General features: G+C 58.5%; 27 protein-coding genes and 3 pseudogenes. 8 read left to right on the top strand and 22 right to left on the bottom strand.

Annotated features, from left to right (window positions below; all coding sequences use genetic code 11):
• Positions 1 to 133: 133 nt before the first annotated feature.
• A pseudogene (locus LCF40_RS14730) lies at positions 134 to 1318 on the top strand (IS4 family transposase); the annotation flags it as partial.
• A gap of 204 nt (positions 1319 to 1522) precedes the next feature.
• Here LCF40_RS14730 and LCF40_RS14735 read toward each other — a convergent pair.
• The 3 genes and pseudogenes from LCF40_RS14735 to LCF40_RS14745 all read right to left on the bottom strand — a co-directional run bounded on the left by LCF40_RS14735 (position 1523) and on the right by LCF40_RS14745 (position 2487).
• Positions 1523 to 1720: a hypothetical protein gene (locus LCF40_RS14735; protein WP_224829002.1), complete on the bottom strand. Its 198-nt coding sequence runs from the start codon at positions 1718 to 1720 to the stop codon at positions 1523 to 1525.
• 83 nt (positions 1721 to 1803) lie between these two features.
• A pseudogene (locus LCF40_RS14740) lies at positions 1804 to 2106 on the bottom strand (hypothetical protein); the annotation flags it as partial.
• Positions 2107 to 2253: 147 nt separating this feature from the next.
• Positions 2254 to 2487, bottom strand: a complete 234-nt coding sequence (locus LCF40_RS14745) for a DUF8129 domain-containing protein (RefSeq protein WP_224829004.1) — start codon at positions 2485 to 2487, stop codon at positions 2254 to 2256.
• Between the two features lie 106 nt (positions 2488 to 2593).
• Between LCF40_RS14745 and LCF40_RS14750 the strand changes: the two genes are divergently transcribed.
• A complete protein-coding gene (locus LCF40_RS14750; RefSeq protein WP_224829005.1) occupies positions 2594 to 3508 on the top strand; it encodes a transcription initiation factor IIB family protein in 915 nt (304 codons plus the stop codon).
• A gap of 209 nt (positions 3509 to 3717) precedes the next feature.
• Here the strand turns inward: LCF40_RS14750 and LCF40_RS14755 are convergent, their stop codons facing one another.
• Together LCF40_RS14755 and LCF40_RS14760 are read right to left on the bottom strand one after the other, a co-directional pair.
• Positions 3718 to 4326, bottom strand: coding sequence for a trimeric intracellular cation channel family protein (locus LCF40_RS14755; protein WP_263623719.1), 609 nt, complete (start codon positions 4324 to 4326; stop codon positions 3718 to 3720).
• A gap of 180 nt (positions 4327 to 4506) precedes the next feature.
• Entirely contained in the window at positions 4507 to 4863 is a 357-nt protein-coding gene (locus LCF40_RS14760; protein ID WP_224829007.1) for a winged helix-turn-helix transcriptional regulator, read from the bottom strand.
• 163 nt (positions 4864 to 5026) lie between these two features.
• Here LCF40_RS14760 and LCF40_RS14765 point away from each other — a divergent pair, with 163 nt between their 5' ends.
• From LCF40_RS14765 to LCF40_RS14775, 3 genes are all read left to right on the top strand, one after another.
• Positions 5027 to 5443, top strand: coding sequence for a DoxX family protein (locus tag LCF40_RS14765; protein ID WP_224829008.1), 417 nt, complete (start codon positions 5027 to 5029; stop codon positions 5441 to 5443).
• Positions 5444 to 5453: 10 nt separating this feature from the next.
• On the top strand, positions 5454 to 6305 hold the full coding sequence (locus tag LCF40_RS14770) for a VOC family protein (protein ID WP_224829009.1): 852 nt from the start codon (positions 5454 to 5456) through the stop codon (positions 6303 to 6305).
• A 95-nt stretch (positions 6306 to 6400) separates the two neighbouring features.
• Positions 6401 to 6619, top strand: coding sequence for a hypothetical protein (locus LCF40_RS14775; RefSeq protein WP_224829010.1), 219 nt, complete (start codon positions 6401 to 6403; stop codon positions 6617 to 6619).
• Positions 6620 to 6770: 151 nt separating this feature from the next.
• Here the strand turns inward: LCF40_RS14775 and LCF40_RS14780 are convergent, their stop codons facing one another.
• From LCF40_RS14780 to LCF40_RS14790, 3 genes are all read right to left on the bottom strand, one after another.
• The gene (locus tag LCF40_RS14780; RefSeq protein ID WP_224829011.1) at positions 6771 to 7448 is read right to left on the bottom strand and encodes a helix-turn-helix domain-containing protein; all 678 of its coding nucleotides are present in this window, start codon (positions 7446 to 7448) and stop codon (positions 6771 to 6773) included.
• A gap of 263 nt (positions 7449 to 7711) precedes the next feature.
• Positions 7712 to 7987, bottom strand: a complete 276-nt coding sequence (locus LCF40_RS14785) for a PadR family transcriptional regulator (RefSeq protein ID WP_224829012.1) — start codon at positions 7985 to 7987, stop codon at positions 7712 to 7714.
• A 600-nt stretch (positions 7988 to 8587) separates the two neighbouring features.
• Entirely contained in the window at positions 8588 to 9559 is a 972-nt protein-coding gene (locus LCF40_RS14790; RefSeq protein ID WP_224829013.1) for a DUF7995 family protein, read from the bottom strand.
• Positions 9560 to 9740: 181 nt separating this feature from the next.
• On the opposite strand from LCF40_RS14790, the gene LCF40_RS14795 reads away from it, so the two are divergent.
• The gene (locus LCF40_RS14795; protein WP_224829014.1) at positions 9741 to 10220 is read left to right on the top strand and encodes an IS630 family transposase; all 480 of its coding nucleotides are present in this window, start codon (positions 9741 to 9743) and stop codon (positions 10218 to 10220) included.
• A 14-nt stretch (positions 10221 to 10234) separates the two neighbouring features.
• A complete protein-coding gene (locus LCF40_RS23715) occupies positions 10235 to 10792 on the top strand; it encodes a transposase (protein ID WP_224829077.1) in 558 nt (185 codons plus the stop codon).
• 481 nt (positions 10793 to 11273) lie between these two features.
• Here the strand turns inward: LCF40_RS23715 and LCF40_RS14805 are convergent, their stop codons facing one another.
• The 13 genes and pseudogenes from LCF40_RS14805 to LCF40_RS14855 all read right to left on the bottom strand — a co-directional run bounded on the left by LCF40_RS14805 (position 11274) and on the right by LCF40_RS14855 (position 20863).
• On the bottom strand, positions 11274 to 11591 hold the full coding sequence (locus LCF40_RS14805) for an SWIM zinc finger family protein (protein ID WP_224829015.1): 318 nt from the start codon (positions 11589 to 11591) through the stop codon (positions 11274 to 11276).
• Between the two features lie 68 nt (positions 11592 to 11659).
• Positions 11660 to 11887, bottom strand: a complete 228-nt coding sequence (locus LCF40_RS14810; protein WP_224829016.1) for a hypothetical protein — start codon at positions 11885 to 11887, stop codon at positions 11660 to 11662.
• Positions 11888 to 11936: 49 nt separating this feature from the next.
• Positions 11937 to 12776, bottom strand: coding sequence for a hypothetical protein (locus LCF40_RS14815; RefSeq protein ID WP_224829017.1), 840 nt, complete (start codon positions 12774 to 12776; stop codon positions 11937 to 11939).
• 245 nt (positions 12777 to 13021) lie between these two features.
• Positions 13022 to 13465, bottom strand: a complete 444-nt coding sequence (locus LCF40_RS14820) for a PIN domain-containing protein (RefSeq protein ID WP_224829018.1) — start codon at positions 13463 to 13465, stop codon at positions 13022 to 13024.
• Positions 13462 to 13953, bottom strand: coding sequence for an AbrB/MazE/SpoVT family DNA-binding domain-containing protein (locus LCF40_RS14825; RefSeq protein WP_224829019.1), 492 nt, complete (start codon positions 13951 to 13953; stop codon positions 13462 to 13464). The genes LCF40_RS14820 and LCF40_RS14825 overlap by 4 nt, the downstream gene beginning before the upstream one ends.
• A gap of 351 nt (positions 13954 to 14304) precedes the next feature.
• On the bottom strand, positions 14305 to 14709 hold the full coding sequence (locus LCF40_RS14830) for a DUF7567 family protein (protein WP_224829020.1): 405 nt from the start codon (positions 14707 to 14709) through the stop codon (positions 14305 to 14307).
• Positions 14710 to 14714: 5 nt separating this feature from the next.
• Positions 14715 to 15062 carry a hypothetical protein gene (locus LCF40_RS14835; protein WP_224829021.1) on the bottom strand — a complete coding sequence of 116 codons (348 nt, stop codon included), beginning with the start codon at positions 15060 to 15062 and terminating at the stop codon, positions 14715 to 14717.
• Between the two features lie 194 nt (positions 15063 to 15256).
• Complete coding sequence (locus tag LCF40_RS14840; protein ID WP_380683541.1) at positions 15257 to 16333, bottom strand: DNA cytosine methyltransferase; 1077 nt, start codon at positions 16331 to 16333, stop codon at positions 15257 to 15259.
• 18 nt (positions 16334 to 16351) lie between these two features.
• Positions 16352 to 16396: pseudogene (locus tag LCF40_RS23720) on the bottom strand (hypothetical protein); the annotation flags it as partial.
• Complete coding sequence (locus tag LCF40_RS23255) at positions 16381 to 16884, bottom strand: DNA cytosine methyltransferase (protein WP_263623716.1); 504 nt, start codon at positions 16882 to 16884, stop codon at positions 16381 to 16383. The pseudogene LCF40_RS23720 and the gene LCF40_RS23255, both read right to left, overlap by 16 nt.
• A 594-nt stretch (positions 16885 to 17478) precedes the next feature.
• Positions 17479 to 18561, bottom strand: a complete 1083-nt coding sequence (locus LCF40_RS14845) for a sugar ABC transporter permease (RefSeq protein ID WP_224829022.1) — start codon at positions 18559 to 18561, stop codon at positions 17479 to 17481.
• Positions 18558 to 19523: a carbohydrate ABC transporter permease gene (locus LCF40_RS14850; RefSeq protein WP_224829023.1), complete on the bottom strand. Its 966-nt coding sequence runs from the start codon at positions 19521 to 19523 to the stop codon at positions 18558 to 18560. Before LCF40_RS14850 ends, LCF40_RS14845 begins: the two co-directional genes overlap by 4 nt.
• Before the next feature lie 8 nt (positions 19524 to 19531).
• Positions 19532 to 20863: an extracellular solute-binding protein gene (locus LCF40_RS14855; RefSeq protein ID WP_345777855.1), complete on the bottom strand. Its 1332-nt coding sequence runs from the start codon at positions 20861 to 20863 to the stop codon at positions 19532 to 19534.
• Between the two features lie 250 nt (positions 20864 to 21113).
• Between LCF40_RS14855 and LCF40_RS14860 the strand changes: the two genes are divergently transcribed.
• A complete protein-coding gene (locus tag LCF40_RS14860) occupies positions 21114 to 22244 on the top strand; it encodes an ABC transporter ATP-binding protein (RefSeq protein WP_224829025.1) in 1131 nt (376 codons plus the stop codon).
• 424 nt (positions 22245 to 22668) lie between these two features.
• On the opposite strand, the gene LCF40_RS14865 is transcribed toward LCF40_RS14860, so the two are convergent.
• On the bottom strand, positions 22669 to 24687 hold the full coding sequence (locus tag LCF40_RS14865; RefSeq protein WP_224829026.1) for a DUF7997 domain-containing protein: 2019 nt from the start codon (positions 24685 to 24687) through the stop codon (positions 22669 to 22671).
• Positions 24688 to 24702: the final 15 nt, after the last annotated feature.

Raw genomic sequence — 24702 nt, forward strand, 5'->3', positions numbered from 1 at the left:
CCGCTGTACTGCTGCACCGTCATCGACCTCCGCCAAGATCTGGCGGAGGTCTTCGGTAGAGACGTTCTCCAGATTGGCCATACGGCCATTACTGACTCGAACTCTATGAACTTTTAGCCGTCAGTATCACATGCTGGTCTGGACGCTCGCTGTGGGCTTCGCCGTCGGCGGCGAAGCCCGCTCGATCGCCGACTATCGACGTGCGTACAACGCAGCAACCAACCGGTCGATCGTTGCCTCCAGCTTCTACGACCGCTTTACCGAGCAGTTGCACGAACTCCTTCGTGAACTGCTCGAACACGCACTCAACGAAGTCGCGGTTCCACATACTCTCTCTCCCGAGTTCGATCGGTTCAGAGACGTCATCGCAACCGATGCCACCGTGTTTCGGCTGAATCAGTTCCTCTCGGAGTTCAAAGCGACTCATGAGAATCAGTCGGGCGTCATGCTCTATCTTGTGCACAATATCACAGAGCAGTCGGTGATCTCCGACGAGATCACCGACGAGAAGAGCCACGAAAGCACCCTGTTCGAAACCGGAAGCTGGATGGCTGGACGCCTCTTTCTGTTCGATCTCGGCTTCTTCAAGTACCGCCGCTTTGCACTGATCGATGAGAACGACGGTTTCTTCGTGAGTCGACTGAAAAAGAGCTCGAATCCGCTGATTACGGAGGAGCTCCGCTCCTGGAACGGGAACTCGATCGACTTGACAGGGAAGCAGGTCTTCGACGTCGTCGATGACCTGCATCGCAAGTACATCGATGTCGCAGTCGAGGTCACCTTCAAGCGCCGACCCTACGACGGAGTACAGTCGTACTCCACCAAGCAGTTCCGCGTCGTCGGTGTCCGCAACGAGGACACCGACGACTACCACCTGTATATCACCAACCTTCCACGTGAAGAGTTCATCCCACGCGAGATCGGTGCACTCTACCGAGCGAGATGGGAGGTTGAGCTTCTCTTTCGGGAACTCAAGTCACAGTATTCGCTTGATGAGTTCGAGACATCGAAGGAACATATCGTGAAGATTCAGATAGTAGCAGCCCTGCTAACGCTGATCGTTAGCAGGGCGATTCTTCGGCTGTTGGTTGATCATGCTGAGGAGCGAGGCGACGACTGCACGTTCCCGAGAGAACGCTGGGCGACGACCTTCCGGTCGTACGCCCAGCTGATCCTCATGGAACTGGCCAATCTCTACGGATACCCACCGCCGAACATTCCAGAACTCCTGTATCAAGAGGCCAAACAACCGTCTCCTGCCCGCATGACACTGTTAGAGGAGGTGTGTGCTGATCTCTATGCGGAGTCAGGAGCTTAACCGAATACAGATGGGGGTTCTATTCAAACCACGAACTTTGGATTATGTCTGCTGAGAATCATTGTATGACACGCTCTACTAGGATGTGGCGGCTGGTTCAGTGCAGTTTTTCTTCGAGGTGTCTCGGTCCTCACCTCCTCCGCAGCGAACGAACGCGCGTCTTCGACTTCACTCTCGTGACTAATCGAGGTTAGGTCCGGCCACTCACTCGGTCGCAGGCCGATACAGACACCGCTCGCATTCGAGGACCTCCTGGCCGTCGGCGTCGGCACATCCGGCCATCGTCGCTGCGCCACACCGCGGACAGGGATCACCGTGGGTGAGGCCGCCGGTGACCGGCAGCGCGGGTGACCGTGCGGCGAGTGCCACAACGCGGGTTTGCGCGTCTGGACGCAGATTCATGATCTCTCACCGCCGTCGGTTACTCGCTTGCCGGTCTGCGTCTCACTCTTGCCCACACTCTCTCGCTCACGCTCAGGCTCGATTTCCTCGAAGAGGAACCGTGCGCTGGCGTCCTCGCCTGTCAGTGTCTGTTGATCGTCGGCCGTATCCGCGAACAGCGACGATTGGTCGCTGTCATCGCCTGCCAACTCGCGCACTTCGACGCGGTCGTCGACGCCGAACTCGCTGGCAGTGGGTCGATCGAGACGCGACTCTTGGTCGCGATGGCTGACGTCGGCGCCGAAATCCTCGAGGGAGGTCTCGACGCTTTCCTCGGTCAGTTCGAGGTCACCATCGTCGGTGAACGCTGCCTGATGCTGGATCGTGATCTCTGGTCGATTTGCCATCTGTGAACCCCTCTACCCCTCTCTGAGGGGGAACGACACCATCGGGCGACGCCGTTTGCTAAAGACTTGTGCAACATTGTTGGCGGCCCCCGCTCGCTGTTGCACAAGGCGACTCGCTGGGATAGCCGAGGCGAGCTGTGGGCTCACTCACGATACGTCTTCTTCGCGCAGTTCTTCGGCACGCCGGGCAAGCTGTTTGAGAACGGGGAACCGCTGCTGGTGTTGGTTTTCGTAGGCGACACACGCATGGAGTGTCTCCATGTCGGTGATCGTCGCGATCCCTGCATCGATCAGTCGCACGCTCGGCGCTTCCAGGCGCTTTGCGGGCGGGAACTCGTCGTCAGACGCTTCGGCAGTGTTTTGGGTCGGATCCTCGCTCATCTCGAATCTCCTTCAGCTCTTCGTGAGGTCGAACAACGCCACTGGTCGTTGCTTGTCACCATCGGAGATATTTTCTCCTTCCGCTGTCGTAGGACGAACCCCCCACATGAACGACCAGCAGGAAAGCGCCCTTGATCACCTCCTGACGACACTCAACGTCGCGGAGAGCGAGGCCCAGCTCGCCCGTGTGCTCTCTCACCGGGCGTTCGATGCGGAGCTTCACCATGGCCGGGGCGGCACTACCACCATTGCGAGCGCCGTCTATACCGCCTCACGGCAAGCTGGGCAGCCGCTTTCGCTTGACGAGCTTGCTGACGCCGCCGGAGTGGATCGATCCGAGCTCGGGCGCACCTACAAGCAGCTCGTTCGCGAGTTCGATCTCGACGTCGAACCGGCTGATCCACACAAGTTCGTCAGTCGATTCGGCGATCAACTCGATCTTGGCGAGTCCACCATGAGTACCGCCCATAACGTCGTCGACGCGGCGAGCGAGACTGGCACCCGGTCGGGGCACTCACCCATCGGAACTGCGGCCGGCGCGCTATATCTCGCGGGACTGGTCACCGGCGAGCACGTCCTTCAACGCGAGGTCGTCGAGGCGACCGAGGTGACTCCGGTGACGCTTCGGAACCGGTATCAGGAGCAAGCAATGCTCGTGGGGATCGACCGTCGGAAGTGGTCGCCCCCGATTGCATCCTCGTTCGATGCATCGGGGCTCTCGACCGAGGCGATCAACGAGCAACTGGATCGGTTCGCGATTCTCGATCTCGCCGAGGATTTATTCGCCTCTCACGCCCGCTGCACCAACTGTGAGCGGACGGGCGAGTACGGGCATCTCCTTAGCAACCACTACACCCAGCGGATCGAGCGCGAGCAGTGCTGCTACGAAACGGCAGCTGAACTCAGCGAGCAGTTGGACGGATTCGAGGTCCTTGAACTGGATGAGCAAATTCACAACACGCGCGTCCGCTGCATGCACTGTGGGAGGGAAGATTCCTATCTCCAGCTGAGTGATCATTGAGCTTGGGGCGCCGGTGACGAGCCAACCTGTGTCGAATCGTGATCGGTTCGCTGTTCGTGCATACGCATCGAGAGAGGGCTCTCTCGCCCACAGAGAGAAGTGGGTGAGTGAGTGAACGCGTATCTTGCCTCCAAGTACATCGTCCAGAGGTCGATAACGAGCGGAGCGTTGGTGTTTGCGATCGCGCCGTCTGTCGCTCACTCAGTCGGTCAGCTTCGTATCAATCCTAAATTTTGCATCGTCGGGAGATTCCACCCATACGTCACTGCTGCTAACCGTGTCCCAACGGTCACTACCGCACACACGCCGGCGGCGGTACTCCCAGCAGCCCCCAGACTCAGTGCTACCCAGTACGCACTCCCACCTAATACTGCACAACTCGCATAGAAATCGTCGAAGAGGATGAACGGAGATCGATCGAGCAGAATATCCGCGACTGCACCGCCACCCACTGCGTTGATTGTTGCAATCGCAACGACACCAAACGCTGAAACGCTCGCTTCGGTTGCGACGATCGCTCCTGTTGTCGCAAACGCAGCGAGTCCGATCGCGTCCGAGATGAGCGCAATCGGATGAGTATCCGGAGACGAGAGGAGGGCACTCAACGCGATCGCCAAGCCCACTCCGATCAGTGCTAAACTGATTTCGAGTGGTGACTGAAGTGCGAGTGGGACTCGAGTCACAAGGAGATCGCGTGTTATCCCGCCAGCAAATGCCATCGCGAGCCCAACAACGGCAATCCCGAACAGATCGAACTCCTCACGGATCGCTTTCGCCGACCCGACGAGTGCAAATGCAACCAGGCCGATCGTGTTCATCACCGCAAACGGATCGCCGAACAGTACCGTGATGAGGCCCTCACTCACTGTCTTCGCCTCTGTGAATTCATCCGTCGAAGAGTCTGTGAGTCCATCCGTTGGGTACCAAGCATTCCAGTTCCGGTCGTTAGGGACCGGAGAAGGCTCCAGCTACCCAGTCGTTCTGAGCACATCGGGTATCTATTCGAGCCAGTCTTCGCCCCACTCGTCTAATACGTCGAACACAGGACAGAGCGCGCTCCCTTTCTCGGTCAGAGTGTAGTAGCTCGCGACCGGCGATTCGAACTCTTTTCGGTTCTTGATGAACCCTTCCTCTTCTAGGTCACCGAGGACACGCGAGAGTGTGTAGGAGCTCGCGCCCGTCGATCGCTTGAGTTCATTGAATCGCTTTTCGCCATCTCGAAGATCATTGAGGATGATGAGCTTCCACTTCGATCCGATCTCCTTGATCGACCCAACGACGTTACAGACGTCCGCATTTTGGCGCACGACGTCGGTCTCTTCATCCGTCTCAGCCGTTGGTGGTTGGGTCGTCATTACCTGGTCACCTTCTTATTGCCTGAGCTATATATAGGTTTGGTACCCAACTAGGTAACGTGATGGAACTACAGAATTCGACAGTCCACCACCTGCTAACGAACGAAAGTGTAACGGGTCAGATCGTGCAGATGCCGAACGGACAGTCCACGGTGGAGGCCTAATGGTCCTGGAGACCACGGCTGGCGGCCTCGTCTTCCTCGTCGGCCGAGTCGTCTTCGGTGTCTTACTCGTGTTCCAGGGGTTCAACCACTTCCAGAATACCGAGGCAATGAGTGGGTACGCCCGATCGAAGGGGGTCCCAGCACCTCGAGCAAGCGTCCTGCTCTCCGGCGGCATGCTCATCTTCGGTGGGCTTGGCATCATACTCGGAGCGTTCCCTGCGATTGCCGCAGGGGCGGTCGCGATCTTCCTCCTCGTGACGACGCCAATGATGCACGACTTCTGGGCCGTTCCCGAAGACCAGCAGCAGTCCGAAATGACGCACTTCATCAAGAACGTCGAACTCTTCGGTGCGTCGCTGGTCTTCCTCGTCCTCAGCAGTGAACATTGGGCGTACGCACTCAATATCGGCCTCTAAGGAATTCGAAATGAGCACCCAACCACCTCAAAACGTCCTCCCGCAAGACACACGTATCGGACGGACTGCGCTTCGGGTCACTGATCTCGAGGAGGTGTCCGAGTTTTACCGAAATGTGGTCGGGATCCGTGTACTGGACCAGTCTGATAGCAGTTCAGTTCTCGGTGTCGAGGACACACCATTACTCGTCTTAGAGGAAGATGAAGAGGCACCTAAACGCCAGAGATCAAGTGCGGGGCTCTTCCACAACGCGTTTAGAGTGCCTTCGCGTGCCGCATTAGGTACTGCGTTGGATCGAATACGGGATCGGTGGCAGCTTAGTGGTGCGTCCGATCATCGGGTCAGCGAGGCGCTCTACGTCAGAGACCCCGAAGGGAACGGCGTCGAGATCTATTGCGACCTTCCACGCGATGAGTGGCCCACCGCCGACGATGGGCGGGTTCAGATCGGTACTGAACCGCTTGATCTCGAGAGGATCGAGGCCGCTGCTGAAGGGAGCACGCGGGCACCGCCGGGAACGGACGTCGGGCATATCCATCTCGAGGTCTCCTCACTTGACGGGTTCAGGAAGTTCTACATTGACACCCTTAGGTTCGAAGTGCAAACGACCGTGCCCGCCGCGTCCTTTGTGTCGGCGGGCGGGTATCACCACCATATCGGAGCGAACACGTGGCAGCATCGAACAGAGCCGCTCAGTGGTCGTGGATTAGCATGGTTCGAGATCGTTCTTCCCGAGCCACAGGCACTCGACGCCTTGCGAGAGCGATTCAGCGGTAGTCAATACTCTCTGACTGAAGCGGATGAGGGGGTCTCAGTCATGGATTCAGACGGGATCGAAGTCCGGTTGCGAGTTGACTCCTAATCTATCAGATCATCAGGCTCACTGGCAGCAACAAGCACCATACTCTCTCCTCTGTCTCTCGAATCGACCTTGTGAATGACCCTCCGTCCGACACTGTGGATGACGACGAGTCGCGGATTCTGATGGAGTGGTCGCTATGGGCAGAGCGAGACGACGAGCAGACCGGCCGCCGTATCAGGGTCGTCCCGAACGATGGGCCCCAAGGGGCGTGGAAAGCGATTCTCGAAATCCAACCTCACGCCGAGTTCTGGGTCGAACGAGCCACGATCGGCTATGGAGACTCTCCTGACGATTTCGATGTGATCGAGCCGTAGGCTGGCAGCTGTTTCATCTGTATCATACTGGTGATATGATATCCCCCTTGACCTGGGCCGTCTCCCGCGGCCTACCCTCCAGATCGTGCCTCGGACGAATCTACGATCTACTCATGGAGACATCCCTTTTCGAGAGCAAACGCCCTCTGAGTTAGTGAGCGATCTCGTCTTGGCTGGGCTCGCCCACCTGTTCGCTGGCGAGGACCTTATTGGCCCGTCGGAGGCGCTCGGAGAGTGCCTGATGGGAGATGTCGAGTTCGGTCGCCAAGTCCTCGAGAGAGATGCGGCGCGGAACATCGTAGTAGCCCCGGTCGTAGGCCTCGTTGATTGCCTCTTCTTGGGCCTCGGTCAGTGCTGCAGTCGCCTCGAGGTCGGCGTTGCGACCGGCTTCGACCATTCGCTTGACGTCGACGTGGATTCCCTGGTCTTCGAGTTCCGACACCGTCTCTGAGAGGAGGTCCCGCTCAGGGAATAACAGGCGGAACGTCCAGTGGTCGGACGAACACTGTGCGTCGAGGATCGTCCCGTCGTTGGCGAAGATCGCTCCGCACATGTCGCCGACGTCCGAGGCGTATTCGATGCGGTAGAGCCACTCCGAATCACCGCTTTCCTCGAGCAGACAGTCGAATGTGTCGACTGACGAATCGTCGGCGAGGGCTTCCTCGATCTCTTCGTTGGGCTCGCCGGCGATCCAGACCAGCGGCATCGTCTGCTGTGCTCCCTCGGCGACGACGCTTTTGATTCGCATCTCCAGCTCCGGCAGCACCTCGAACGTCTCCGAGAGGGCGACGTCGTCGGAACTCAACGCGAGTTCGGTGACGGTCGTCATGCCGTCTCACCTGCCATCCGGCCGGGTGACCGATACGCGAGCGGGACGCCTACACTGTCGGCTCTGGTGGTGTCAGTCATGGGTGAGGTGGATAGGTACCGGGCCGACACTGCGCGGCCACCCGGATCGATCCTGGCCATCGATACACTACTCATCCGGTTGCGTTGTGGCCCTGACTGTTCCAGCGGTTTATGAAGGGGGTGATCCTCGCTTTCACGAGTCGTACTGTTTCGTCGGTCACGGACCTGTTGAGAGAACCCCCGTTAGAGGTCGACGTATTGGTCTTCCCACTCTCGACGGTCGTGGATGGCTTGTTCTCCAGTCTTGGTGATCGCGTAGTAGTTCGTTCGTCGATCGAGTTCACCCTTTTCGACGAGGTCCTTGTTGACGACCGTATCGAGATTCGGATACAACCGACCGTGATTGATCTCAGTCTGATAGTTTGATTGTAATTCGTCTTTAATGGACTGTCCTGAGGGTTGGTCGAACCCATTAATGACGTACAAGAGATCGCGTTGGAAGCCAGTGAGATTATGCATACCAGACACTTGGATACTCACTCAAATGGTAATGAGGCGTCTACTTTGTGTTAGAGATTCACGTAGATGTGTATGGATTGCGTACCTTCTGTATATTACATGACTGTTCAAACACGATGACTTCGTCTGACCTCTGTCTGACGAAGATTTATTTCCATTGGAAATGGTTCTATCTTTGTCGGCCCTTCCCCACGGACCTGGTCGACACCGAAAATTCCCCACTCGCGTCGCATCGCCGCTCCCGGGATAAGCCACTCACGGGGGCGGCGGCTTCTACACTGGAATCCTTCAATGAGATCGTTGTGAAGACAGAGCTATCCTCAACCACCTGATCTCAGACATCTGACCGAATCAACCACCCGTCTTTTCGACCGATGGACTTATGATTCTGGGTGCATGACATTAACATGCACGGTACAGAACTTGCGTCGCATTCACCAAGCCGCCGTGCACCCTACTGGCACAGGCGGACCTAAGCCACCCGCCTGTTCCTGCTTTGACTGGTGCCAAATAGTGAGTCCTCGATAGAGGACTGGCCGAGACAGTCTTTCATAGGGCTCAAGAAGATTCCGAAGAATTCCGAGCCATCAACCTTCATCATCAGACTGAGGGATCCGGGCCGTGCTGGGGCGACTGACACTGAGTACACTCCCAGATCGGTGTGGCGTTGAGTTCAGGGTGAGGGACCGCGTTCCAGCCAGCGAACGTATGTCGTGCCGGCTCGCCACACTCCCGACAGGCCAGCATCCGGCGCGTACGTCCTTCCCAAGACGGCTCAGTGGGTTCTGACCAGCTGACGTGTTCGAGGGCGATTGCGGGGACGATCCAGGTTTGACCGGGCTCGCCGCTGGCGTCAACCATATCCCACGCGAGGCGGCTCCGCTCGAGCGAGCCGCCGGCGATCAATTCCCCGACTTCCTCAATATCGGTGATCGGTTCGCCGTCGGCGTCGAACAGGACGGGATCGAGCGTCGGGCCGTTGTCCTCGGTGTTGCCGTCTTCCGCTCGGATATAGTCATGGCCGGCGTTCTGTCGGATCGTGTCGAGTTGACGCTGGCCGGCGCTCGAGTCGACTGGGGAAGCAGCGGGCAGCTGGCCCCACTTGTGAGCGAACCGATCAGCGAGGTCCTCGTCGAGATGGGCGACGAGCTCACACTCGTCAATGCCGTCGATCAACGAATCCTCGGCGATGTCCTCGAACACAGTTTGGGCGATGCAGACGGCGTTGGCTTCACTGCTCGCGTCGACGAGGACGTGAATCATGCCTCTGACTTCACGGTCGCTGTCGGGCTCCTCGCGGTTCTCGTACTCGACCTCCCTGGTGAGGCAGAAATCGCATTTCGTTCTGCCGGGATCGAGCGGGGCACCACACGCACAGCGGTGTTCGCTCGGTTTGTCATCGTTGGATTCGGGGCCGGGCGTATCCGGATAGCTCAGTCGGTCGTCTTCGAGGGAGTCCTCAGCGCGCTCGTAGCTGCCATCATCAACAGCGGTCGAGTTGGTCGGATCGGGCTCGATTCGGCCTTCGCCTTCGGGATTGAACTCCCAGCGGTCGTCATCGTAGTAGCTCATATGATATGGTTCGTGGTGGAGTCTCGTTAATCTCCGTGAACCGCGGTGAAAGTGAAACTGAACGCACACCGATCGGTGCTCAGAGGGGCTGAAGCCAGTTACCCCACGCGCCGCGAATCGTCTTCCTTGAGCTTTTCATCGAGCAAAGAGCTATCTTCACTCGACGCCTAGTTTGAACATTGTGACACGTCCAGTCGGAACGAAAGAAGAATTGGAAGCACGGCGACGGCGTGCCGTCGCCATGCTGGAGCTTGGCCACAGCCCGTACGAGATCGCTGAAATCGAGGAAGTTACACCGTGGTCCGTGTACCGGTGGAAAAAGATGTATGAGGATGAGGGAAAGGACGGTCTCAGTTCGAAACCGCATCCTGGGCCCACGACAATCCTTCCGAAAGAACGCTTCCCGGAGCTTGCGGAGCTGCTCCAGCAGGGTCCGCAAGCTCACGGGTTTAAGACTGATCGATGGACGTTAGATCGAATTCGTGTTGTGATCGAACAGGAATTTGATGTGTCTGTGAGTACAGCGACCGTCTGGCGCTATATGAGGCGTCTCAACTGGAGTTGCCAGAAGCCGCAACGTCGCGCTCGTGAGCGCGACGAAGCGGCTGTTGAGGAGTGGCTGAACGAAACGGTCCCAGAAATTGAAAAAAAGCGCGGCTGAACGATGAGTTCCTCATTTTTGTCGACGAGAGTTCGTTTGCTATGCAATCAACGGTCGTTCGGACCTGGGGACCGAGGGGACAGACACCGGTCCACGTTGGCTCAGGAAAGTGGGAGAGCTGGAAGGTTCTCGGAGTGCTGGCAGTCGCGCCTGCAAGCGGCGCGACTGTCCTCAATCATTGGATGTCGCCAGAAGGACTCCCTGGACGGATAATTGCTGAGTTCTTGCGAGATTTTCTGGATTATTACAACAAACCTGCGATCATTTGTTGGGATAATGATTCATCGCACGAGTACGCGCAACGACTCTTGACGACACCAGAGTTTGACACAGCGACGCGCGTCGCTGTGTCGTTCCCCAAGATGCCAGCTTACGCACCTGAACTCATGCCAGTCGAACAAGTCTGGAAATCTGGCAAAGTCGACTTGCTCGGGAACTTCGTTCCGTTCGATTTCACTGATCTTGAGTGGGAAGTTGATAGGTCGCTCGCCTCGATCGGCGATCGACCAGAGTTACTTCGAGCTTTCGTCAGGTGGGCGGGCTTCGAATTGGACGAGTCTCATTGGCAGTGAAAAGACCAAAACCGCGTTTCGATCGGAAGCGTGGGGTAACTCAAATGGTTCATATGCGAGTCGTGTTCTCGAGCGGGTCGGGGTGCGAAAATTCCAGCGTGCTCTGGTCTGATTTTCGCGTTACATACAGGTCAAGTAGCTAACGAGCGAGTGAAATTAGTATCAGGGCAATTCCGAGCGGGAGATACACCGGGCCCAGACCAGCGGTACATGAATTGACTCCGCCATCAGGTGTATAGGACACTGTAACGCCAGTAAACCCTTCGAGTTCGTAGCCGCCCGGTGGTCCATCAGGTCCGTATCCTACATCACTACACGTCGTCCAAAAGAACGGTGGACTGATGATGACAAGAAAGACCCCGAGAAAAAGCAGTCTCCGCCTTGTCTTCGGCTTCATACTACAGCTTTCAATTCGAGAGTAAGAGAATCTTCTGCTGCTTGTTACGTTCGCACCTAGACGTAACACGACCGCAAGTATTGCTCACTGAGTAGCGACTGGACGAGCGGAGAGGTTTCGAACGCACTGGAGATTGTACGCCGAGTCGAGGACGGGCGATCGGATCGCGACTGCGACCCGATGTTTGCACGCCCCTTGATGGTGTTCGTCTGCTGGGCACGTGCAGCTGTCCGGTAAGCCGTCGGCGATCCTCACGAGGTACTCGTGGTCGCTCGGATTTTCGTGGCTCGCGTTGCGAACGAGCACGCCCTGTTCGACCAGTTCAAACTCGAAGGCTTCGTACTGAGCCCGTCGGAGCGTCCGTTCGGTCATGTCGAGTCGGTCAAGTGGATGTGCTGGCATGGTTGTGTTACTGTCTCTCAGCGCCCGTGAGCGGTGCTGTAGGCGAAGGGAGTGAACACACAGATCGATCACTCACAGTCGGTGCAGATCAGCGGCAGGTCGAATTTCTCGGCGGTTTCGCAGCGGTCTGTCTCGACCACTCCAACCCGTCCGCAGAAATCACAGCTCGTGGTCATCTCCTCTGGATCAGCGAACATCTCGACGCGGGAACTAGCTGACCCGGAGTCAAGGGTCAGCGTTGGTTCGGGGGTGAACTCTGCGACGATCGGATCTGAAGCTTCGCTGGCGGTGATCATCTCGACTCTCTCAGCGCTCAAGAGAGCGATCAACACCAGGAGCAGGAGCTTACTCGCGAAGTGTAGCGCGTGTTTCTTCGATCCACTGGGCTTCTGCCGACCTGATTTGGTCGCGAAGCTCCTCGCATTGGCTCTCTGCCTCTGCGTGATCACAGCGTGCCCGTTCAAGCATCGCCTCGAGCGTGTCGAGTGACTTCTCGGCGTATACAGGATCGGGATCGGGGACGTCGTAGCCATACCGACTGGTGAACTCGAAGCGAGCCCGAAGCGTGTCCTCGATCGCCCGGATTCGTCCGTCCAGTGGCCCGGACACGCCAGTCAGGCGCTGCATCATCGCGTACTCGCGTCGACGCGCCAGTTGCTCCTCAGTGGGGGTGTGCTCGTCGATGGTGTTCACCTGCTCAACGGCGCCCCCGATCTCGATACTCTCCTCGGCAAGATACTCGCGGGCCGTATCGGCAACGAACACGCGGAGGTTCTCGGCTGGGATCGTCCGCAGCTCTGGGTGCAACGGGACAGCCAGTAAACCGAGCTTCCACTCGAGGAACCGGTCACGGGCGTTCACAGCGCGAATCCCACCAGTGCCAAACCGAGGAGAGGGCTCCCCAGCGTCGTCGGTGGCATGCTCGATCCGTGTCTCCCAGCAGAGTGCTCGCTGCACGCCGCTCAGGTCGCTCTGGGCGGCCACGTACAGGTGGAAGTAGCCGTAGGGCTCATTGGCGTCTTCACGTTCTGTGACCCACTGGTCGATCGTTTCCGAGTGGAGGATGTCGATCTGGGCGTCGTCTGTTGAGCTCCGATGAGCGGAGCGATCGCTCGTCGCCTCGTCAGCAGTACGGCTGTCGGATTCGTCTCGATTAGCCGTGCTGAAGGTGGTTTGTTCGCTCATGGGTCCTGGGTGTGTCTCAATTGATAGCGATTGGTCCGCTCCTGGTCGGTGTTCGACGCAGAACGCGCTCGTATGCTGTCACTGACCATCTTTATCTTTCCCTCCGCCCCTCTTTGAGGGGGGAATAACACCATCTGCGGAATGGCCAGGGTCGGCTGGTTCCCGAGTTGCCTCACGCTGCCGGGACTCCTCTACCCCGTGGGGTGACTACAGAAAGGGCATAGTGTGATGACTCGTGAGTCGTCCTATGCAGATTCGTCGCGAAATTGGAGAATATCGACAGACACAGGAAGGTTCTCGAAGTCATCGTCGGCCCCGACGACGAGCGTCGCATCGTCATCACAGGCTTGAGCAACAGCAAACGCATCACCCAGTGAGAGCCCACCGGGCGCTTTAATCCGACCAGCTTGCTCCCAGCTAGCGTCTTCGATCCGGATCCCAGCACGCTCGAGCATTGTAATGTCGTAGAGCCCCTCAGCGATGTCCCTCGTGATCGGTTTTGTGTCTCCCCTCGATGCAGCCAAGAGTCGTGCATTCAGGTACACGATCTCTGCGGCGTTCGCGTCGGCGATGATCCCCTCACTCTCTCCAGTGGTCGCCTCTTCCAGGAGTTTGTCGACCCGTTCATGCCCAGGCTCTTCGTGTAACCAGGCGATGATCGGCTCTGTGTCGAAGACGTAGGTCGTCACAGATCGGATCCGTTCTCAGACTTCAAGCCGTGATTTCGTTCATCCGCTCGTTCCTGTTCTTCCTCCTCTGTGTTCCACTCTTGGAGCTTCGCGAGTGCCTCGCCTTCTTCGAGCGCATCACCGTGTCGACCTGCGAGTTCTTCGAGCGAGCGCAACGGTTTCACGATAATACTGTCATCGACCGAGATCATCACGACCTCGTCTGGAGCGTCGATTCCGAGCCGCTCACGCCATTCTTTCGGCAGTGTTGCCTGACCGCGCTGGGTCACGCGAACGAATTTCCGTGTTTCATCGTTGACTGCCATATCATTGATTGGGACGTCCTGAACAATGATAACGGTGTCGCTAGTGCCCTCCTCAAACGTGAGTGTCTCTTGGGAGCAGAAGTGACAGTTGCACTTCTCGAAGGGGATTTCCTCGGCACTTTCGGTGACCCCTCGGTCGCGAAGATCGTCAAGGATCTCCGCTTCAGTTTTCTTCTCACCCATCGTGATCACCGTCATCCTCAGCGGGATCGACCCGGATGGTGAGCTGGCAGATCGGGCACTCGAGGACGAGTGGCGAGGCCGTTCGAATCGTGAGAAACGTCGGGTCGTGCGACCGGGACGTCCCCAAGCACTGCACTCGAGGGACCGACGTCGTCGTGCGGTGAGGCGGCTCGTGGGCAGGGGTTGAACACTGGTGTTGCATCTGAGGGTCCTCGTCAGGACGAGTTGATCGCGTCGTCCCTCTGCCCTCTCCGGGGGACGAACATCACCACCGGCTGGCCGTTCGTGCGACCGTGCAGCCACTGATTTGATAGGAGACTTGGTCTGGTTGAGTTACCCCACGAGTGCTGATCACCCCTCGGTCGTGGGGTAACTATACTCACCCTCGTTCTCTGGTTCCCGATTCCATGCTGGCTCCCACTCACAGTCGTCGTGAACGTGGTCTGCGCGCGCCGAAAACCAGTGCTGGTGGTAACCAGTGTTCTCGGTCCCAAGCCACTTTCCGGAAGCGACCGGACCATACTCCTCCGTTTCGGGGATGTTTTCCCCATCATCGACAGACCAGGTGTACGCGCCGTCGAACTCCGCGATGAACCCCTGATCACCCGCTGGTTCCCGAAGCGTGCATTTCGTGTTGCAGTGCCTGCAGAACACGCCCTGGTACACGAGGTGGGTCCACTCGTCGGACCCACAGACTGGACAGTTCACAACGTCGAACGCGCCACTGTAGCGGTCTTCGGTTTCGACGATTCCCATGCTGATCACCCCTCGCGTTCGTCTGGCTCGATGCGGGTGATCCGTCCAATGTTCCCGTGAGCGCCGGCCAGCACCTGTGGGACGTGCTCGAGCATCGTGATGTCGGTGACGATCGTGGTCCCGTCTTTCTGGAGGACGACCACGCCACTCTCGTGGATCCAGACGGAGACGCCGATGCCCCAGTGATGCCACCGATCTGCTGAGAGGGGTGCTGACGGACGTGACAGGCACTCCTCACCGTGTTCGATGGCAGCCCGAACGCCGTTTCGGAGCTCCCACACCTGCGACTCGGTCAACGTCTCCCCAGAGGCCTCAGCACTGTCGACGTGGGCCAACAAGTCGGCGACCATCATGTCCCACCCCCGGTGTCGGTTGTCGTCGGTAGCTGTGCTCCTGCGAGTTCGTTTGTGTGAACCATCTCTGAAACCCTCCACCCCTCTCTGAGGGACGACCAACGCCACTGGCGTCCGCTGCTCGGTCGAGAGAGCGGCGTGCCGACGCTGTCTGGAGGGTCACGATCTCGGGAGAAGGCACCGTGGAGTAATGGCTAGTCGTCGGCAGTTTCACCGTCGTCGGCGACTGTCTGGGGTGTCTCGTACTGGGTGACAGTCGGCTGGTTCGTCGGAAGCAGCAGGTGCTTCACGAGTGCTTTGCCGAGACAAACCGGCACAGCGTTCCCGATCTGCTTCGTGGTCTGAGTCTTGTTCCCAGCGAACTCGTACGTTTCGGGAAAGCCTTGCGCTGCAGCAAGCTCCCGTGGTTGAAGCATCCGGTAGCGGAGGTCGAGTCCCCACGGGTAGCAGTCTGGGATACACAGCGCGTGACGGTCTTTCGTCGTCACCGTCGGGAGCGGCTCGTCAAGTGACTCCACGTCGGAATTCCCATAGTATTCTACCAGGAACGGGCGAGCAAGGTACGGATCAGAACCCGTCGCGGTGATCGTCGGGTACGGCTCCTCGATCTCGTGCGTCCGGGGACACTGCCCTTCTCGTTCGCTCTTGTACGGGACGAGAAACGGCCAGACGAGGTGGCCGTCGTGGTTTTTCGCTGTCACCGTGTGGAGCGGACGCTCGTCCGGCTCGTACGTGGAGTTGCTGTGCAGCCCTCGGAACGCGCCGTTTCGTGGAAGAACGAACGGGTCAGCGTGGATACAAGGGATCGCCCCCCGCGTGGCGATCGTCGAGACGGGGCTTTCCGTGGCGTCCTTCGCTAATGCGTTCGAGTGCTGTCCCATCACCATCGTCGTCGAGAGCTCGGTCTCATCGGCGTCAGGACCGGCTGCTGGCCCCTCGACGAGGAACGGGTCGTCGCGTTCGTCGGCTGTGTGCTCGAGGTCGTCGAGAGCCACCACGTTCTCTTGCATCGCTTCGACGTCCTCGGGAGTGATCTCGGCGATGGCGTCGGCGTACGGCGCGAGACTGTCGGCACAGTGCTGGCGGATGCCTTCGGCGATCCGCTGCATCGTGTTGTTCGACAGGGGCCGAGAGCGCGTCCAGATCGAGTCGCCGAGATCGCTCCAGTCGATGATCTCGGCCGCACTACGCCACTCGTCGGTCCCCGGCTTGTCGCCGTTCTGACTGTGAGTTGGGTCGGGGAACGCGGGACGATAGTCCCGACGCGCCATGACGAAGAAGCGGCGGCGAGAGGTTGCGTCACCGTAGTCCGCCGCGTTCAGTGTCGTGTGTCGAACGGAATAGCGGTCGGCCTCCAGCTGGGCCTTCCAGGCGTCGAATTTCGTCCCGTCACGTGTCGGCTCACCATCGACGATTGGCCCCATGATTTAAACTCGGGGACGTTCTCGAGGAGGACCGACTCGGGTTGGAGTTTGCCGACCCAGTCGAGGACGTGCATCGGACTCGCCCGCTGCTGTTCGGTCACCGGCTTCCCGCCTCGGGCCGCTGAAAAGTGCGTACACTCGGGGGCAGCGATGAGAATATCGACGGTTCCAGGGTCGACGACGTCCGGCGGGTGGAGTTCCTCGACTTTCGCGTTGAGGTGGGTTGCCCACGGATGGTTTCGCTGGTGGGTTTCGATCGCCTTGCCCCAGTGATTGACTGCGACGAGTTCGACGTCGCGGTCCAACTCCTCGCAGGCTTCAGCGAGGGCGGTTGAAAGGCCTCCACCGCCGCAGAACAGGTCCACGGCACGAACGGTCTCGTCTGATTGATCTGTCATCTTTCAAATCCTCTACCCTCTCTGAGGGGGCGACCAACGCCACCTGCGTGTGGTGCAGTCAGCGTCCCGTCGAGTTGAGGAACAGCGGCAAGGTTCCAAGTTACCCCACGCCGTCGTATTCTGTTCTTTGGGGTTTTCATTGAGAATGTGACCGGGACGTTCTCTACAGAGGTGAAAACTTCAGTGTGGACAGTCGGTCCGTCGTGGGTGTCTCATTGGTGGCTGGAAACGCCAACTCTGTGGGGTAACGAAGGGAGTCCCATCAAGAGAGGAGATGAGCAAGCCGGCGATACAGCCGCCGGTTAGGATCAGTGTTCGTTATGGGGCGCGTCTCGAATTCTCGAAGCCGCCTCGTCAATCCCGTCTCGAAGGCCGGCGCTTGAACGTGACCGCTGGGTACGATCCTACAAACGTCCCTATCCCGGGAGCGTAGCCGGCCACTAGTTGTCGCGACCCAACTCCAACTTGTCGAGCTAGGAGCGCTCTATATCGCTCTACATGCTTGTAGATGGGTGGTGATCTCTCGAATTTGCCAGAAGCGGCCAAACGACGAAAGGCGGTGAACGGCAAGATTCGGTCGGAACGGCTGTGTCCTCAGCCTTCCATTCCGCTGAACGAGAGGCCGCCCTCGATGTACCGCTGTGCAAACAGGTATACAAGCATAATCGGCATGGCGAAGGTGAGCGCGAACGCCGAGAACCGCGCCCACGGGATGGAGTACTCGTCCACTAGTGAGTAGAGACCCACTGGGAGCGTGTAGTTGTCCGTCCCGAGTAATGTTTGGGCGACCACGAACTCAGTCCACCCAGTCAGGAAGGTGAAAATGAACACCGTCGCGAGACCGGCGGTTGAGAGCGGGATAATGACCTCAGTGACAACGCGCCACGGTGGCGCGCCGTCTACCACGGCGGCCTCCTCATAGGAGACTGGGATCCCGTCCATGTACGTCTTCAACAGCCACGTGTTGAACGGGACCGCAGTCGCGGCGTAGTACACCGATAGCGCGAGTTTGCTGTCGTTGACGCCAAATTGGACGTAGATGGCGTACAAGCCGATCAGAAGCGCGACTCCGAGACCGCCGCCTACCTGCGTCAGCAGTACATAGAGAAACAGAATTTTGCGCCGGAAGATGAATTGTCGCCGCGACAGCGCGTACGACGCTGGCACGATGAGACACATCGAGATGATGACGGTCGGGATCGCGACCGTGATACTGTTCCATAAGAAGTGTTTGAAGCTGGACGGTCTGTCAACCCCGTACGTTGAGGCGTCAAGCAGCGTGACCTCTGGCGTGTCGAACACAAGCGAAACGTTGGTCAGCGGAACGTCGAATGCGATGCTATACCCCGGAATGATGAGGTCTCCGACCACCCATACGAATGCTTGGAGTGTAGGGTCGTCAGGGAATATCGAGATTCCGTCTGCCGAGTAGAGCGATGCCCCCGACCCTGACAGTGCTGCCTGCAGAATCCAGTAGACCGGAAACAGGAGCGCGAGCACGAGTACGAGCGCGCCCGCAGTCGCTCCGACAGTCTTGAGTGGTTCGGTCGGCGATATTTTTCCGCTTCGGATGCCCTCGACCGTGTAGGTGATATCTCGCGCTGTCTCGGCCGGAACCGTAAGGATGTTCTTGATGTCTTCAGACAGTTTCCGGACAATACCCGAGAGCAGACTCATTCGTCGCTCACCCCATCTGCGAGTTTTCCACGCTTGACGTTAATCCACATGAACGCGCCAATGAACACGACAGCGATGAGGCTCACCGCGGCGCCGCGCCCGTATTCTGAGAACGATAGGGCCTCCCGGTAACCGTACACGACGATGAGTTCGTTTGCCCGCGCCGGACCACCCTGATTGAATACGTACGGAATCAGGAACTGCTGGAACGACGCCGCGGCAGTCAGAATCGATGCGAACAACACGGGCCGCTTTATCGAGGGGAGCGTCACATGGAAGAACCGAGAGATGAGACCTGCACCGTCAACGGTGGCGGCCTCGTGGAGTTCCTCGGGCACGTCCTGTAGTGCGCTGACTGTGATGATGACCATAAACGGGTATGCCAGCCACATCTCGGTGATGTTGTACGCGAAGAACGCAGGCCACCTCGTCGAGAGCCACGCAACCGATTCAGCCCCGAAGATACCAAGCACCTGATTCACGAGCCCGAACTCTGCGGAACTGAAGATGCCGCGCCACACCGTGATGGTGAAAATTGCGGGCAGGCCCATTGGAAGAATGATGAACGACCGCATCAGTCGCCGTCCGCGTACTCGCTCGTTGGTGACGACCAGTGCGACCCCGAGGCTAAGGCAGATTTTCAGCGCGACGCTCGTCGCGACGAACAGCCACGTTACACCGAACGAGTTCCAGAACTCGGGGTCGGTCAGCACGTCGGTATAGTTCTGGAGCCCGACGAACGTCGCCTCACCGAACGTCATGACTGAGAACACACCCTCCCCAGCGAAGAGATTGGACGGTGCTGCATTGGTGAATGAAACTCCAATGAGATACAAGACGGGAAACAGCATGAACGTCGAGAAGACGAACAGTCCCGGAAGGACGAAAAGGAGCGATGCGTCTCGCGATTCGAGGAACGGTACTTCCTCTAATCGGTGTACGACGCGTGAAGCCGTACTCATGTATCAGTTCACTCCCAATTACTTCGCACTTCTTCGGCGGCACCGGTGAGCGCCTCCTCCGGAGACTGACTCCCATTGAAGACCTGTACCATCGGTTCCTCCAAGGCGGCCCATACGTCGTTCATCCGCGGGTCGGTCGGCATCGGAACACCCTGGTCAACCGCCTCCGAGTACACCTGCACCGGGCCGGGTAGTTCGTCGCTTCCAACGAGATCGGCCAGAACCGGGATGTGTCCCTGGTTCTCGGCTCTTGACAAGAGGTGATCCTCGTTGGTGACGAACCACTCGGCGAACTCCCTGCCTGCGGCGGCGTCCGCGCCATCTTCCTCCATCGCCTTCGAGAAGTACCAGATTTTGATGCCGGTGTACGGCGTGAACTGCCCGCCGTCCATCTCGGGGAATGTCATAATCTCGTAGTTGATGTCGTTGTCGTTGAGGCCCGCGAGATACCACGGTCCGCTGATGGCGAACGCGGCGTTCCCCTCTAAGAAGGCCGCCTCTTGGGGTTCGTAGCTGGGGTCGTTGGGCATGTACGGCGTGAGGTTGTCCACCGCAAATTCGAGACCCTGAATCGTCTCGTCCGCCTCGAGACCTAGGGCTGGGTCCTCTTCGGGATCGAAATAGTAGCCGCCAAACGCCTGCGCGAAGCCACTCACGAAGTACGGATCAAACGGGTACGCGAGACCGTACTGGCCGTTCTCCGGATTATGGTGGTCTTCCATCGCGGCCTCCATGTCGGCGAAGGTTTCGGGGGCTTCGTCTACGATGTCAGCGTTGTAAATGAGCGTCACTGTCTCCGCGGAGAATGGAAGGCCGACGACTGCGTCGTCGTACTGAACTGCACCGGCCGCCGCCTCAGAGAACTGGTCCATATTGACCGAGAGTTGGTCGCTCTGGTCAACCACGAAGTCGCGCTCGTAGTAGTCGCCGACCCAATCGTGAGCCCACTGAAAAATTTCGGGTCCCTGTCCGGCGGGAATCGAACTCGTCGTCTTATCTTGCATTTCCGAAATATCCGATCCCTCGACCGAGTGGTGAGACTCGTCGTTGAACGCCTGTATAATGTCCTCACGTAGCGGCTTTTCGGTATCCGAGAGCGAATACCAGACCGTCGCGGTCCCGGATGGTCCCTGCGATTCGGTGCTGTCACTTTCGTTGCTCTCATTGCCTCCATTCTCATCGCTCCCATTGGTTCCGTTGTCACTGTCGCTATCGGAGTCGCTTCCTCCGTTTCCTTCCGTGTCTTGGGAGTTCTCTTGAACGCTAGCGCAGCCCGCGAGCGTCACGACAGTGCCCGCACCGCCGATCTGCTTCAGTAGCTTTCTACGGTCGAGTGCCATGAGTGTACGAGTGAGGAAATAGTCGTTCATCTATTAAACCTTTTGGACTCTTGCACGAATATTCATATCGTTCACCGCCGTCCAGGATGAATATTGTCAGTCCATGAGAACCAGTCTGAGTTCTTCTAGATCAAATAGTCTGTTACCCAATCATCGTGGTCACTAACCGCACCATCCCAGAAAGTAATACGAAATCATACATCAACATTTCCGTAAGAACTATCCCGCTGCTTAACAATACTCATCTCAAATGGCGACCGTTACACTCCAATCACTCAGGAAGGAGTTCGACAACGGCCGAATCGTGGCGGTTGACGATCTCTCACTGGAGGTTGAAGACGGTGAGTTCGTCACTGTCGTCGGCCCCTCGGGGTGTGGAAAGTCCACGACGCTTCGGATGATCGCCGGACTCGAACAGCCCACGTCGGGGCAGATATTCATCGGCGGCGAGGATGTGACCGACGTTCATGCGCGGAACCGGGACGTTGCGATGGTGTTCCAGAACTACGCGCTCTATCCACACAAGACGGTTGAGCAGAACATGGCGTTCGGTCTCCGGATGAGTACAAACCTCTCGAGGGCTGAGCGCGAAGAGAAGGTACATCAGACCGCGGAGATGATGGATATCGAGGAACTGCTTGACGACAGGCCCAGCGAGCTTTCGGGCGGCCAGAAACAGCGAGTTGCGCTCGGACGGGCCATCGTTCGTGAACCCGACGTGTTCCTGTTCGACGAACCCCTCTCGAACCTCGACGCCAAACTCCGAACCACGATGCGGACCGAAATCCAGCGACTGCAGGACGAACTTGGTACGACCGCCATCTACGTTACTCACGATCAGGAGGAGGCGATGACAATGGGCGATCGCATCGCTATCCTCAATGGCGGGATCCTCCAACAGACCGGCCACCCCAAATCGGTATACCAGAATCCCACCAACGAATTCGTCGGCACGTTCGTCGGATCGCCTGCCATGAACATGCTCAACGTGTCGGTCACAACCGAGGGCGATCGGGCCATTCTCGCGAACGGCAACCGATTCACATACACACTCGACGGCGACCAGGGCCAGCGGGTCGCCGACGCCGACCTAGCAGAAGCTCGTCTGGGTATCCGTCCCGAAAACATCATCGTCAGCGAACACCTGTCGGGCGATGGCATTGAAACCGTCGTGGACGTGGTCGAACCCGTCGGAAGCGACAACTACCTTTATCTTGACTTAGGTAAGAACTTTATTGCGCGCGTAGACGCCGATCTCGAACCGACCCGGGGCGACACCGTCGTGGTTGAGTTCGACCAGTCGGACGTCCACCTGTTCGACCAGGACGGCGAATCGGTCCTGTTCGAGGCTGAACCCGATCAGCACGCTGTGACCGCTTGAGACACTGTTGTCGACCCCAACTCGAAATGCGAGGCGAACTCGAAATTGGTTGTTCGGTCGCGGGCGGTTAGGCTCTTGCCAAAGGTTACGATGTTTGTTCTTGCTGAGAGTGCAGTACTCGCCTGAGGAAAGCATTCCGACCACGGTTGGACGTCTAAAGGCGATACTGAGCCCTTAGCGTTCGTTACCAGATTTCCGCGACCGGACGAAGGGTCAAAACCAACCGAAGAGCGTGTCATACAATGGTTCCCAACAGCCATTATCCACGGTCTCGATCCCGAATAAAATCCATGACTGACGAGACTCACCAGGCTATACGCGAAATGAAGGCTGTAAAATCGCAGGTAGAGGGTATGAGGCGTATTCTATGACACGCTCAACCGAACGTTTCTCCCGACCGGGGACTCCGTCCGAACGTTTCTGTTTAGTCCGTCTGTGGGACCGCGTTCTCAGCCCGAAGTTCGTCGACCTCGGTAAGGTGGGCTACCGTCGCGAGTCGAAGTGCGTGCGGCCATCCCAGTGGGGTCGCACAATCGGGAGTTCCGTCGTCAAACACCTGCTCGGAAAGGTAGCCGCTTGACTGGACGAGCGACCCCCCAGGAAGCAGTTCTCGGAGGAGACCGCGCGCACGACCGTAGGCACGTGCCGCGCGGTCGTCGTCCGAATCCGCAAGGAGCGTCCCGGTCTGCGCGGCCGCGTTGCTCCCCCATGCGGTCGAGACGGTCCAAATCTTTGGCTCATCCTGGGAGCGTCGTCGCCACGGGTCGTCCTCGAAGCGCGCAAGTCCACGGACTGAATCGGTCTCGCGGTACAGACCGTCGATCGTCGTCTCGACGTGTGCAAGAAGTCGGTCGCGTTCCTCATTGGAGAGGGTGCCCACTGCAGTGTACTCCCGATGGGCGGCACCGAGCGCGAGCGTACTCGAATCGAGTCGTAAGTCCGGCTCACCATTAGCAAGCCGAAGCGCGTAGTGGTCGCCTGTCCAAAGCCGGTCGAGACTCGCGAGTACCGTCTCGGCCTGCGAGAGTGCGTGGCTCCGAATGTTCTCCCTGACAGGTGCGCGCGCGACCGCACTGTACGCGTGGAGGAAGGTGGCGGCCGTGTGAGCGAATCGACCCTGCATGTTTTCCCACGCGTTCTGGCTGGCAACCGGGAGTCCGTCATCGGCCAGCGTCGTGTCGAGCGCACCAACCGCTCTCCCGAGCGTGGTTTCAACGGCGTCGGCGTCATCACCATCGCACTGGCGAAGGTAGGCTGCGAGAAACGACGCGACGCTCGCAGTCTGGTCGGCTTGGTAGTCAGCGTTGCTCCCGGCTTCGAGTCGCGCGTTCGCCCAGCCAGGTGCAAGTATCCCTCTCTGGGGCCAGACCCGATGAGGCCACGTTCCGTCCTCGAGTTGGGTATCGCGGTAGAACGTCGCCGAGCGTGCATGCCAGTCGTCGATGGGGAGCGCCAGAACCTGGTCAGCGGTCAGCAAAAACCGCGATATCTCGGCGTCGTCACGGAACCACGTATATCCATAGCCGCCGGAGTGTTCGAAGAACGGGTCGAAGTCAGGACCCGCGATTCGAGCCCCTGACGACGCCGAAAGGAACGAGAGTGCGCGCAGATCTGCGGTCACAGCCCGCCGATTCGGAACGTCCTCGCCGACCGAAAGCGCACGTTCGTCACCGCGATTCCGCAACGTAGACACATCGTTATGTCTCGTCAGCAGCTCCTCTACACGTGTCAGTGCCGCTTCCCGAGGGAGCTCGCCGCTGTCGGCGAGGAGTGAAACCACGGTCACACCGCCGTCTTCGAACGGTGCAGCGAATGCCACAGTGCCAGAGAGCGTCGGCTCCTCGTAGTTGGATGCGTCGAGCGATCGCGGGAACGCTACGGGTGCAGGAGAAACCAGATCTCCTAGACGTTCGGGCACCTGCCCCGCGATATCGCGCAGATCGGTCGAGACGCCGACATAATCGTGTTCGTCCCGATGGTAGACCTCAATGGCATCCTCATGGATCAGGTTTGCTAGTTGACCCTCTTGGCCATCGGGTGCGAACCCGATGACGCCCCGCAGACGGGCGTCGAGCGGTGGGTCGCCCGACAGCTCAAACCGTGTGACGTGGGCAAGTCCGATCGTAAGATCGTACTGGATTACGCTCCAGTCGTCAAACTCGTGGACCGTCTTGACTATCGCCGAGTCGCCAACGTACCCCTGCTCTGATGTCTCGGTGAACCATCGGATGTCGTCGATCTCGACGCCGAAGCGGGACCGCTCGATGCCGGATAACTCGACGAGCGGGTCGGAGTAGTCACAGAGTGCGCCTTCTTGGCTGACGTGGACGAGGCGGCCATCAGTCCCGGAAAAGATGCCGGTCGTCGACCGACGCTCACCGGGGAATTTCGTATCGTGGTCCCGGTGACGCTTGTAGTCGTTCAGTGCATGTCGCAACTTCATACTCGAAAGACGCGC

It is taken from the genome of Saliphagus infecundisoli (assembly GCF_020177375.1).
Taxonomy (GTDB): domain Archaea; phylum Halobacteriota; class Halobacteria; order Halobacteriales; family Natrialbaceae; genus Saliphagus; species Saliphagus infecundisoli.